At 66.7% G+C, this 11783-nt stretch carries 12 protein-coding genes; 7 read left to right on the plus strand and 5 right to left on the minus strand.

Annotation, left to right across the window (positions count from 1 at the left end; genetic code table 11):
• Positions 1-253 precede the first annotated feature (253 nt).
• Positions 254-1360, plus strand: a complete 1107-nt coding sequence (locus A5756_RS16380; RefSeq protein WP_066954704.1) for a hypothetical protein — start codon at positions 254-256, stop codon at positions 1358-1360.
• Between the two features lie 21 nt (positions 1361-1381).
• Here the strand turns inward: A5756_RS16380 and A5756_RS16385 are convergent, their stop codons facing one another.
• From A5756_RS16385 to A5756_RS16395, 3 genes are read right to left on the minus strand one after another with little or no spacing between them, the layout of a single operon-like run.
• Positions 1382-1930 carry a YceI family protein gene (locus A5756_RS16385; RefSeq protein WP_066954328.1) on the minus strand — a complete coding sequence of 183 codons (549 nt, stop codon included), beginning with the start codon at positions 1928-1930 and terminating at the stop codon, positions 1382-1384.
• Between the two features lie 13 nt (positions 1931-1943).
• Positions 1944-2957 (minus strand): alcohol dehydrogenase catalytic domain-containing protein, encoded by a 1014-nt coding sequence (locus A5756_RS16390; RefSeq protein WP_066954331.1) that lies wholly within the window; start codon positions 2955-2957, stop codon positions 1944-1946.
• A gap of 10 nt (positions 2958-2967) precedes the next feature.
• Positions 2968-4251 carry a cytochrome P450 gene (locus tag A5756_RS16395; protein ID WP_066954333.1) on the minus strand — a complete coding sequence of 428 codons (1284 nt, stop codon included), beginning with the start codon at positions 4249-4251 and terminating at the stop codon, positions 2968-2970.
• Between the two features lie 211 nt (positions 4252-4462).
• Here A5756_RS16395 and A5756_RS16400 point away from each other — a divergent pair, with 211 nt between their 5' ends.
• From A5756_RS16400 to A5756_RS16410, 3 genes are read left to right on the plus strand one after another with little or no spacing between them, the layout of a single operon-like run.
• Positions 4463-4861, plus strand: coding sequence for a hypothetical protein (locus A5756_RS16400; protein ID WP_066954336.1), 399 nt, complete (start codon positions 4463-4465; stop codon positions 4859-4861).
• Between the two features lie 11 nt (positions 4862-4872).
• Positions 4873-5163 carry a hypothetical protein gene (locus A5756_RS16405; RefSeq protein ID WP_066954339.1) on the plus strand — a complete coding sequence of 97 codons (291 nt, stop codon included), beginning with the start codon at positions 4873-4875 and terminating at the stop codon, positions 5161-5163.
• Between the two features lie 57 nt (positions 5164-5220).
• The gene (locus tag A5756_RS16410) at positions 5221-5445 is read left to right on the plus strand and encodes a hypothetical protein (protein ID WP_066954342.1); all 225 of its coding nucleotides are present in this window, start codon (positions 5221-5223) and stop codon (positions 5443-5445) included.
• A gap of 8 nt (positions 5446-5453) precedes the next feature.
• On the opposite strand, the gene A5756_RS16415 is transcribed toward A5756_RS16410, so the two are convergent.
• A complete protein-coding gene (locus A5756_RS16415) occupies positions 5454-6584 on the minus strand; it encodes a nitronate monooxygenase (RefSeq protein ID WP_066954345.1) in 1131 nt (376 codons plus the stop codon).
• A gap of 111 nt (positions 6585-6695) precedes the next feature.
• Positions 6696-7160: a hypothetical protein gene (locus A5756_RS16420; RefSeq protein ID WP_066954348.1), complete on the minus strand. Its 465-nt coding sequence runs from the start codon at positions 7158-7160 to the stop codon at positions 6696-6698.
• A 177-nt stretch (positions 7161-7337) separates the two neighbouring features.
• Between A5756_RS16420 and A5756_RS16425 the strand changes: the two genes are divergently transcribed.
• The 3 genes from A5756_RS16425 to A5756_RS16435 all read left to right on the plus strand — a co-directional run bounded on the left by A5756_RS16425 (position 7338) and on the right by A5756_RS16435 (position 11780).
• Positions 7338-8702, plus strand: a complete 1365-nt coding sequence (locus tag A5756_RS16425) for an HNH endonuclease signature motif containing protein (protein ID WP_066954351.1) — start codon at positions 7338-7340, stop codon at positions 8700-8702.
• 110 nt (positions 8703-8812) lie between these two features.
• Positions 8813-10744: an NAD(P)/FAD-dependent oxidoreductase gene (locus tag A5756_RS16430; protein WP_066954354.1), complete on the plus strand. Its 1932-nt coding sequence runs from the start codon at positions 8813-8815 to the stop codon at positions 10742-10744.
• A 10-nt stretch (positions 10745-10754) separates the two neighbouring features.
• Positions 10755-11780, plus strand: a complete 1026-nt coding sequence (locus A5756_RS16435) for an alcohol dehydrogenase catalytic domain-containing protein (RefSeq protein ID WP_066954357.1) — start codon at positions 10755-10757, stop codon at positions 11778-11780.
• The last annotated feature ends 3 nt before the right edge of the window (positions 11781-11783 follow it).

Raw genomic sequence — 11783 nt, forward strand, 5'->3', positions numbered from 1 at the left:
CGCGCCGACGGCCCTTCTCCCGCCAGCACGACCTGTGGGCGCATCGACTGGTTCCCGAGGGGCGGATTCTGCCGCGAGGCGGAACCGGGGCAACCGGACCCGCGTCGACCGCGTAGGCTCTCACGGAGCAAGCCGATGGAGACCACGTTATCTCGGTCCGTTCCGGCCCTCACGACCCACCTGACCAGGGTTTTCTGGTGCGCGTGGGTGTGGCTGAGGGCGTCGGGCGTCCGGGATCGATTGGGGCATGAGTTTGGATACGGTACTTGGGCTGTCAGTGACGCCGACCACCGTTGGGTGGGTGCTCGCTGAAGGACACGGCGCGGACGGCACCATCCTGGATCATCAGGAGCTGGCGCTGGACGCCGGTCACGGCGCACGCGCCGTGAGTACCGCCGACCAAGTAGCCGACGAGATCGCGCGGGTGGAAGCGCAGGCGGCTGCCAGCGACCATCGGCTGCGGGTCATCGGGGTGACGTGGAACGACGACGCGGCGGCCCACGCCGCGTTGCTGCTGGAAGCGCTGACCGACAGTGGCTTCGACAATGTCGTGCCGGTAAGGCAACTCGATGCCGTCGAGACACTGGCGCAGGCCATCGCGCCGGTCATCGGCTACGAGCAGACCGCGGTCTGTCTCCTCGAACACGACTCGACGACCGTCGTCATGGTCGATACCCGCGACGGGGAAACGCAGACGGCGACCAAGCAGGTGCGCGGCGGTTTCGACGGCCTGACTCGCTGGCTGACCGGCATGTTCGACCGCAATGGCTGGCAGCCGGCCGGGGTGGTGGTCATCGGCGCGCACAGCGACATCGACGGCCTCTCCTGGCAGCTCGAAAAGACCCTGCCGGTGCCGGTGTTCGTGCAAGCGATGGCTCAGGTGACCATTGCGCGGGGCGCTGCGCTGACCGCCGCCCGAAGCACCGAGTTCACCGACGACCAGTTGGTGGTCCACCCCGGTGAACCCGCCGCCGCGCCGCCGGCGCCGCGAAAGCTGTCGTACGCCGGGGCCGTGACCACTCTGGCCGCCGGCGTCATCACCTTTGTCTCCTCGATATCGCTCGCGGTGGGCATCCAGCTGGCCCCGGCCAGCAAGCCCGTCCCGCGGCACACGGAGCCCGCACCGACTCCGCAGCTCGCCGAGGCCGTGGCACCGCCCCCGGTCGTGGCGCCGCTGACCCCGCAGGCGAAAGTCTCCGTCGGCGAACCGATCACGGAGGCCGCCGCGCCCGACGAGCAGCAGCCGGAACCCAATAGCAGGCAGCCCTACCTGACGCGAATGCTCGAACACATTCCGGGCGACACCGGTGACGCGACGGGTGCCTCGGCCTCGCAGGCGCCCGCCCAGCCGCAGCCCTGACGTCGGCGCCGGGACAGCCGCTCAGGCGTTCTTCGCGTGAATCGCGGTGAAGGACACCGAAACCTCATCGGCGACCTGGACCGAACCCATCAGCAATGAGTACGGCTTGATGCCGTAGTCGGTCTGGCGGACCGATGATTCGGTGGACATCCGCCACGCGTCCCCGAGATCCTCTGTGCGCAGGTCGATTACGTGGTCCCGGAACTTTCCCCGAACTTCGAGTTGGCCGGTGAGCCGGTACCCGTCTTCGGTCTTGTCAATGGCCCGTGCGAAAAAGCGGATCTCGGGAAACCGGCCGGCGTCCAACGACTTCAAGGCGTTGGAACGCACCAAGACCTTCTCGGGACCTGACAACCCCTTCACGCCGCCCTCGCCGCGCAGCACCTCGAGGGAATCCGCTTCGACCACAAGCTCCACGGTGGCGGGTTCCGAGCCGGCCCAGCCGACGGTGGCATGCCAGCGGGTCATGGCGATGGTGAGACGGTGACCCATTCGCGCCGCTCGCCCGCGAACGCCGGTGGCAAGAAGTAGCTCGCCGTCGGCTGCGTCCAAGCTCCACTCGTCGGTCATAGGCCGACTGTAATCACATCGTCAGCACTGTGCGGTAGTGCGCACGGCCTTGCTCCAGCGCCGCGTATCCGTCGGCCGCCTGTGACAGCGGTAGTTCCTCGATCCAGGCCCGCACGCCGGACAGCACGGCGAAATGCATCGTCTCTTCAACGTCTTTCGCCGTGCCGGAAGGATGACCGACGATGCTGACCCCGGGTGTGATCAGTTGGATGGGGCTGATCGGCAACGGTTCGGGCGTGACGCCGATGGTGACGAGCTCGCCTTGCGGCGATATCCCGCCGACGGTTGCGGCCATCGCCGACGAGTTGCCCGCGGTCGCCAGCACGACTGCCGCGCCGCCCAGGGCCTTCAGCGCTTCTGCGGGATCGGCGGCGGTGGAGTCAATGTAGTGGTGGGTGCCCAACTTCCGGGCGTCCTCCTCTTTGCCGCTGCCACGAGCGATGGCGATGGTCTCGAAACCCATCGCCCGGGCGAACTGCACCCCGAGGTGGCCGAGCCCGCCGACACCGAGGATGGCGACCCGATCACCGGGCACTGCCTTCGTATGCCGCAACGCGTTGTACGTGGTAACGCCGGCGCAACCCATCGGCGCGGCTTCTGCGTCGGAAAGCCCTTCCGGTATGCGGGCGAGCGCGCTCCCCGGAACGGTCACCGATTCCGCATACCCGCCCGGATATTGGTAACTCGGGACCTTCCCGTTCTCGCAATGGATGAAGTGGCCTTTTCGGCATTCATCGCAGTGGTAGCAGCACCCGCCGAACCACCCGACCGCGACGCGATCGCCGACGGCGAAACCCTCGACACCCGCACCGAGTTCGGCGATCGTTCCGGCGATTTCGTGCCCGGGAGTCAACGGCCACGTCATGCCGGGGAAGCCGCCGGCGACAAAGTGTGCGTCCGTGCCGCAGATCCCACACGCGGTGACGTTTATCCGCGCCTCATCACGTCCTGGTGGCTTGGTTTCGACATCGACCAGTTCTAATGGTGCCCCGGCCGACTTGACGTGAACTGCTCGATGGGTTGCCATGCGGTTGATGCTACTGCGCAGCAGGGGATTTCGCGCCGTTGGTGTGGTAGTCGACCTGCCAGTGCTTGATCCCGTTGAGCCAGCCCGACCGTAGCCGTTCGGGCTTTCCGATCGATTCCAGGTCCGGGATGCCGTCGGCGATCGCATTGAACATCAGGTCGATCGTCATCCGCGCCAGGTTCGCCCCGATGCAGTAATGCGCGCCGGTGCCGCCAAACCCGACGTGCGGGTTGGGGTCGCGCAGGATGTTGAACGTGAACGGGTCGTCAAAGACTTCCTCGTCGAAATTGGCCGAGCGGTAGACCATCACCACCCGCTGACCCTTCTTGATTTGCACACCTGACAATTCGTAATCCTCCAGCGCGGTGCGCTGGAAGGACGTCACCGGGGTTGCCCAGCGGACGATCTCGTCGGCCGCGGTGGCGGGACGCTCCCTCTTGAACAGCTCCCACTGATCGGGAAAGTCGGTGAAGGCCATCATGCCCTGCGTGATGGAGTTGCGGGTTGTTTCGTTGCCGGCAACGGCCAGCAGGATGACGAAGAAGCCGAACTCGTCGTCGGAGAGCTTGTGGCCGTCGATGTCCGCCTGGACCAACTTGGTGACGAGGTCTTCGCCCGGATTCTTCGTCCGGTCGGCGGCCATCTGCATGCCGTACATGATGAGCTCGACGGAAGCGGTGATGGCGTCGTTGCTGGCGAACTCCGGATCCTGGTCGCCGACCATCTCATTGGACCAGTGGAAAAGCTTCTTGCGGTCTTCCTGCGGCACACCCATCAACCCGGCGATGGCCTGCAACGGCAACTCGCAGGAGACCTGCTCGACGAAGTCACCGCGCCCCTCGGCGGCCGCTTCCGCGACGATGTTCCGGGCCCGCTCGGCGAGGTCACCGCGCAGGCGCTCGATGGATCGGGGGGTGAATGCCCGCGAGATGATCTTGCGCAGCCGGGTGTGTTGCGGCGCATCCATGTTCAGCAGCACGAACTTGCCGCGTTCGACCTGCTCGCCCACCGTGCCGTCCTTGTAGCGTGGCAGCGCGGTCTTCTGCAGGCTGGAGAAGACATCGCTGCGCAGCGATACCTCTTTGACGTCCTTGTGCTTGGACACCACCCAGAAGCCGCCGTCGTCGAATCCGCCCGCCCCCAGCGGCTGCTCGTTCCACCAGATCGGCGCGGTCCGCCGCAGTTCGGCCAGCTCCTCCACCGGCAGTCGCTCGGCGTGGATGTCCGGATCGGTGAAGTCGAATCCGGGGGGGAGATTGGGGACCGGCTTGGCGGTTGGCTCGACGGTTGGCATGGCCCGCTCCTCGATGACGAAGTGGTCTAGTCGTCTTTGTGCAAATAAACCATTGCCGCACCACGGTTGGGAAGCGTTGACGCAAGATCGCCGGGTGCAAATTGGAACGTGTTCTTCGTTTCTCATCCAGACCACCAATACGGTCTTGTGGGCTACGGCCCGATGGATATGCTTTGGTGCAGGTCACCAGCGACGACAGGCGGGGTGGAACATGATTCGGGAAGTGCTCAGCGCCGCTTCTATAGCGGGCATTGCGATTGGCGTGGCGCCGTGCGCGGCAGCCGGATACGACGGCGACGTGCCGGGGATGAACTATCAGGCGTCGTTGGGCGCGCCGTGCGACAACTATGAGCACTTCATCTTCGGCCGGGGCCCCAGCGGTCAGGCCGAGGCGTGCCACTTCCCTCCGCCGAACCAGTTCCCGGCGGCCACCACCGGCTACTGGGTCATCTCCTATCCGCTGTACGGGGTGCAGCAGGCGGGCGCGAAGTGCCCTGGGCCGCAAGCCGCGGCGCAGTCGGACCGCGGGCTGCCCATGTTGTGCCTGGGCGAGCGGGGTTGGCAAGAGGGATGGTTCACCGGAGCGGGATTCTTCCCTCCGGCCGAGTGAGCGGCTGAGCCATGGACGACGGCGGGCCGGGCGAGACCCTCGTCCCGCGTTGGCTGCGTTTCGTCCTCGCGTCGGATCGCGCGGGCTCGGCGTGGTATATCGGGACGGGTTTCTTTTTCGCGCCGATCCTCGCGGTGCTCTCGCCGTGGCCCGTCGTCACCGCCGCGCTGTGGGCGATCATCGGGCTGGCCGGACTCTGGCTTGGCCTGCTGGGCATCGCGATGGCCGTGGGGCTGGCCCGAATATTGCGGTCCGGGGCCGAAATCCCCGAATCCTACTGGCGCACCTTGGTCAACTACTGAGCACTACGCCCGGTCTAGAGTCATAGCCAACTGTCCTGCCACGAGAGGAGACTCGAGATGGGCTTCAGCCCGAAAGATGCGGTCGACGCGGCCAGGGACATCGCGACCAACGCGGTCGAGAAGGCCTCCGACATCGTCGAACACGGTAGTGACATCATCCGGGGCGACATTTCCGGCGGTGTCAGCGGTATCGTCCAGAACTCGATCGAGATCGGCACGTACGCGGTGGACCGGACGAGGGAGATGTTCAGCGGCCGCGATGAGCTCGACGACGAGGTCTAGCTCCGCCGTCAGACGGAGGCGGCCTCGTTCAGCTCGTCCAGCCTGTTCGTCGCTTCCAGGTACTCCTGCACCCAGCGCTCGATGACCGTCGCCGTCTTCTCCACCTTGGTGAACTGGCCGACAACCTGACCCACCGGGTTGAATGCGACGTCCACGCTCTCGTTCGGGTACCGGTTCGTTGCCCGCACCGCCATGCCGGAAACCATGTACTGCAGCGGCATTCCCAGCGGCTTCGGGTTGTCCGGCGCCTCCCACGCCTCGGTCCAGTCGTTGCGCAACATGCGGGCCGGCTTGCCGGTGAACGACCGGCTGCGCACGGTGTCCCGGCTGCCCGCCTTGACGTACGCCTGTTGCTGAACCGGCGTGTTCGAGGATTCCTCGACCATCAGCCACTGCGAGCCCGTCCACGCCCCCTGGGCGCCCAGCGCCAGGGCCGCCGCGATCTGCTGGCCGCTGCCGATGCCACCGGCCGCCAGCACCGGCACCGGGGCGACCTCCTTTACCACCTGCGGCCACAACACGATGGAGCCCACCTCGCCGCAATGCCCACCGGCCTCGCCGCCCTGGGCGATGATGATGTCGACGCCCGCGTCCGCGTGCTTGCGAGCCTGCGACGGCGACCCGCACAGCGCGGCCACCTTGAGTCCCGCCTCGTGGATGTGCTTGATCATGTCGGCCGGGGGAGTGCCCAGGGCGTTGGCGATCATCTTCACCTTCGGGTGCTTGAGCGCCACCTCGACCTGGGGCGTGGCGGTCGCCTCGGTCCACCCGAGCAACTGCAGGCTGTCGCCGTCGCTGTCCTCGATCGGCACGCCGTGGTCGGCCAGGATCTTCTTGCCGAAGTCGAGGTGTTCCTGGGGCACCATCTTGCGCAGCGTGTCGGCCAGTTCCTCGGCCGACAGGTGCGAGTCCATACCCTCGTACTTGTTCGGGATGACGATGTCGACGCCGTACGGGTGGTCGCCGATGTTCTCGTCGATCCAGTTGAGCTCGATCTCGAGCTGCTCGGGGGTGAAGCCGACCGCGCCGAGCACGCCGAAACCGCCGGCCTTGCTGACTGCGACCACGACATCACGACAGTGGGTGAACGCGAAGATCGGAAACTCGATACCGAGTTCGTCGCAAATAGGGGTGTGCATGCCTACTCCTGGGACGCGGCCGAATTGAAACGTGTTCTAGTTTAGTACGGACGGCCCTGACGTGGCCACCGGGTCCTGACCTGCGTTTTGTCACTACGACCCGTCGGCCGGTCAAAGTGCCACGCTGCGCGCGACCCACAGCACCAGGAACGCGAACATGCAGCCGGCGCAGACAAGGTGATCCCGGCAGACGGACCGCGCCAGCCGGGCCTGCTCGGGCGGACCGTCTGTTCGGCGCCCCAGCCGCACCGCATCGGGAACCGTTTGCGTCAACGCCAGCATGGTCGGACTCCCCGCGAGGACTGCCGACAGCACCAGAAGCCACCAGGGGTCATGCCCGCGTGCGGACTGGTAGGTCAACGCGCCCAGCAGGACCACCATGACGGCGGCGATGAGCCGGCTCATCGGGCGCGAGGTGGTGGTCGCGCGGTGGTAGTAAGCCGCGATGGAGGCAAGTACGGCCTCTGGCAGATCGGTTGGCGCAGAACGAAATCGCAGGACCTGCACATCGAAGATGAGATCCATCCACAAGACGGCGAACAGGAATCCGCCGCAGGCCGTGAGCAACGAGGCCATGACGCTCCTCCATCTCCGGCTTACCGGACGCATTCGTCGACTTGGACCCATTGTTTCGCAGCAGCGCAAGGGCGGCCTGGGCAATGGCGCACCGGGCCCCGAAATCACTTACGCCACTTTGGTTTCAGTGGTTTCGGGGCGGCTGGTGTTGTCGGTGGGGCGACGTATCATTCGAACATGAGTTCGAGTGACCGTGACGAGATTGCGGCGGATTACGCCGCGCTGCACGAGGTCGTCTCACGCATCAACGCGCACTCGTACGACGCGTTGACCACCCCGGAGCGCTTCACCTACCTCGAATCCCTCGAACGCGAGATGAGGCGGCTGCCGGTGGCCGGCCACGAGCTGCTCAATCAGATCGATTGCCAAGCCACTCCGGCCGAACTCGGCGGCACGTTGCCGCACGTGCTGGCCGACCGCCTGCGCATCACCCGCGGGGAAGCCACGCGCCGGATCACCGACGCCCGCGCGTTGGGCACGCGACACACGCTGACCGGTGAGCCGCTAACGCCGCAGTATGCGGCCACCGCGGCCGCCCAGCGCGCCGGAAAGATCGGCGCCTCCCACATCGCCGTCATCCACCGCTTCTTCGACGAACTGCCCTGCTGGGTCGATGCCCCCACCCGCGAGGCCGCCGAGGCCGACCTCGCCCGCTGGGCCGGCGAGCAACGCCCGGAAGGGCTGCGCAAGGTCGCCGAACGGTTGACCTGCTACCTCAATCCCGACGGACAGTTCACCGACCACGACCGCGCTCGGCGCCGCGGCGTGACCTTGGGAACCCAAGACAGCGACGGTATGTCCAAGCTGAGCGGCTGGCTCACCCCCGAGGCCCGCGCCACCTGGGAGGCGGTGCTGGCCAAGCTGGCCGCGCCAGGGATGTGCAACCCCGACGACCAGACACCGATCGCCGAGGGCGCCCCGAGCGACGAGGCGGTGCAGCGTGACACCCGCAGCGCCGCGCAGCGCAACCACGACGGCCTCAACGCCGCGCTAAGGGCAATGCTTTGCAGCGCCAACCTGGGTCAGCACAACGGATTACCCGCGGCCATCGTCGTGACCACCACGCTCAATGACCTCGAGTCCGCCGCCGGCAAAGCCCTCACCGCCGGGGGCACCCTGCTGCCGATGTCCGACGTGATCCGGCTGGCCCGCCACGCCCACCACTATCTGGCCGTCTTCGACAAGGGCAACGCGCTGGCGCTGTATCACGCCAAGCGCCTGGCCTCCCCGGGGCAACGAATTGTCTTGTACGCCAAGGACCGTGGCTGCTCGGCCCCGGGCTGCGACGTGGCCGGCTACTACTGCGAAGTCCACCACGTCCAGGACTGGGCCGGCACCCACCGCACCGACATCGACCAACTCACCCTGGCCTGCGGGCCCCACCACCGCCTCCTCGACAACGGCTGGACCACCCGAAAACGCGCCAACGGCGACACCGAATGGATCCCACCACCGCACCTGGATCGCGGGCAGCCCCGCGTCAATACCTTCCACCACCCCGAAAAGACGATGGGGCAAAACGACGAGGACGACGCGCCATAGCAGTCAGGCTATTGATCCCCTCCCTCGCCAGCGGGTAGCGTAGTGCTGCCAATTACGACACGGTCAGTAGCGTAATTGGGGGACCCCGTTCACCCGAGAGGATCGGCTCGATGCGCAGCGCCTATGCCGGCGATCCCTTCACCACGTCCACGGCGGAGATCGAGGCCGCCCTCGCCGATGTCAGCATCCCGACACTCTTGCTTTCACTCGTGCACATCACCGGCGACCCGCGCTTCATCCGCGACTTCAAGCAGATGGGTGTGTTCCTCAACGAGATTCAGGGCTTCATGTCCGAGGAGGACAAGGCGCGGGCCCGCGCGGCAGCCCTGCCGGTGATCACCGAATATCGGGACCGCGGTTGTCCCGAGCCGAAGCCGCTGAGCCTCGACCTCATTCGCGAAATGATGGACTGGGCGGCCTGCGAGCACGTGACCGACGACTACCTGCGCCTGGTGCTGGAAGAGATGGACCTCGACGGGGTCGATCCACGCCGCCCGCCGACCGTGCCGGCCGACAGCGCGGCCGATATTCCGGTCCTCGTCGTCGGCTGCGGCGAATCGGGCATCCTGGCCGGAATCCGGCTCAAGCAGGCCAACATTCCCTTCACCATCGTGGAGAAGAACCCCGGTCCGGGCGGAACCTGGTGGGAGAACAGCTATCCCGGCGCCCGCGTCGACGTGGCCAACCACTTCTATTGCTACAGTTTCGAACCCAACAACGACTGGACCCATTTCTTCGCCGAACAGCACGAGCTGCAGGACTACTTCACCCAGGTCATGGCGAAGCACGACCTGGCCGAGCACGTGCGGTGGAATACGGAGGTTCTCGCCGCCGAATGGGTCGACGACGACGCCACCTGGAGCATCCGGCTGCGTGGTGTCGACGGCCAGACGAGCACGGTGCGCGCCCGTGCCCTGATCACCGCGGTCGGTCAATTGAACCGGCCCAACATTCCCGACTTCGACGGCGCCGAGAGCTTCGCGGGCCCGTCGTTCCACTCCGCGGCCTGGGACCACTCCGTCGACATCAGCGGTAAGCGCGTCGCGCTCGTCGGCGCCGGCGCCAGCGGTTTCCAGATCTCACCCGCGATTGCCCCGGATGTCGAGCACCTCACCGTGTTTCAGCGGACCGCGCAGTGGATGTTCCCCAACCCGATGTATCACGACGAGGTCGGCGACGGCATGCGCTGGGCCATGCGCCACCTGCCGTTCTACGGGCGGTGGTACCGCTTTCTCGTCCTCTGGCCGGGGTCCGACAAGGGACTCGACGCCGCGGAAGGCGACCCAAACTACGCCGACCAGGAGCATGCGGTCAGCGACATCAACGCCGCCGCCCAAATGATGTTCTCCCAGTGGATCACCAGCCAGGTCGGAGAAGGGCACGACCTGCTGGCCAAGGTGATGCCCGACTATCCCGCCTGCGGTAAACGGACCCTGCAGGACAACGGCAGCTGGCTGCAAACACTGCAGCGAGACAACGTCGAGCTGGTGCGCACGCCCATCCGGCGGATCACCCCGCGCGGCATCGTCACCGAAGACGGCGTGGCGCATGACGTCGACGTCATCGTCTACGCCACCGGCTTCCGGCACACCGAAGTGCTGTGGCCGCTGAAGATCACCGGCCGCGACGGGGTGGACCTGCGCGAGATGTGGGGGAGCCGGCCGTACGCCTACCTCGGCATCACCGTTCCAAAGTTCCCCAACCTGTTCATCATCTACGGGCCCGGAACCCACCTCGCCCACGGCGGCAGCCTGATCTTCCAGTCCGAGTTGCAGATGCGCTACATAGACCAGTGTCTGGCGCGGCTGGCCGACCCAGAGGTGCATTCGCTGGAGCCGAGGCCCGATGCCGCCACCGATTGGCATGACCGGACGCAGACTCAGATCAAGAAGATGGTGTGGGCGCACCCCGCGGTCAAACACTCCTACTTCAAGAACGCCGACGGCGAGATCCACACCGTCAGTCCGTGGCGCCTCAACGAGTACTGGGCCGCGGTGCGTGAGCCCGACTGGTCACAATTTGTTGTGCGGCAAAGGAAGTGAGCAGGCCACTATGCGTACGGTAGTCGTCGACGGACCCCACAGCATCCGGGTCGACACGCGGCCCGATCCCACCCTCCCCGGACCCGACGGGGCTATCGTCGACGTCGCCGCCGCCGGCATCTGCGGATCCGACCTGCACTTCTACGAGGCCGATTTCCCGATGCCCGACCCGATCGCGCTGGGCCACGAGGCGCTCGGCACCGTCCTGGAGGCGGGGCCGGAGGTACGCACCGTCAAGGTGGGCGACCTCGTCATGGTGTCCTCGGTGACCGGGTGCGGCGCCTGCGCCGGCTGCGCCACCCGCGATCCCGTCATGTGCCACAGAGGCTTTCAGATCTTCGGCGGGGGTTTGCTCGGGGGAGCGCAGGCCGACCTGCTGGCCGTGCCGGCGGCCGACTTCCAGTTGCTCAAGGTGCCGGAAGGCATCAGCACCGAACAGGCGCTACTCCTCACCGACAACCTCGCCACGGGCTGGGCGGCGGCGCAACGCGCCGATATTCCGTTCGGCGGCACCGTGGCGGTCATCGGTCTGGGCGCCGTGGGGCTGTGCTCGCTGCGCAGCGCGCTGTTTCAAGGAGCCGCAACGGTTTTCGCGGTGGACCAAGTGCAGGGCCGGCTGGATCGGGCCGCCCAGTGGGGCGCGACGCCCCTCAAGGCGCCGGCGGTCGAGGCCATCCTCGCCGCCACCGGGGGACGTGGCGCCGATGCGGTGATCGACGCCGTCGCCACGGACGCGTCTTTGACCGATGCACTCAATGCGGTGCGGCCGGGCGGCACGGTCTCGGTTGTCGGTGTACACGACATGAATCCGTTCCCGCTCAACGCCCTGGGTTGCCTGATCCGCAGCATCACGCTGCGGATGACGACGGCGCCGGTGCAGCGCACCTGGCCGGAATTGATCCCGCTGCTGCAGTCCGGGCGGCTCGACGTCGACGGCATCTTCACCACCACGCTGCCGTTGGAGGAGGCGTCCAAGGGCTACGCGACCGCGGCGTCGCGCTCGGGCGACGACGTGAAAATCCTGTTGACGCCCTAGGTC

The organism is Mycobacterium sp. 852002-53434_SCH5985345 (genome assembly GCF_001667155.1).
Taxonomy (GTDB): domain Bacteria; phylum Actinomycetota; class Actinomycetes; order Mycobacteriales; family Mycobacteriaceae; genus Mycobacterium.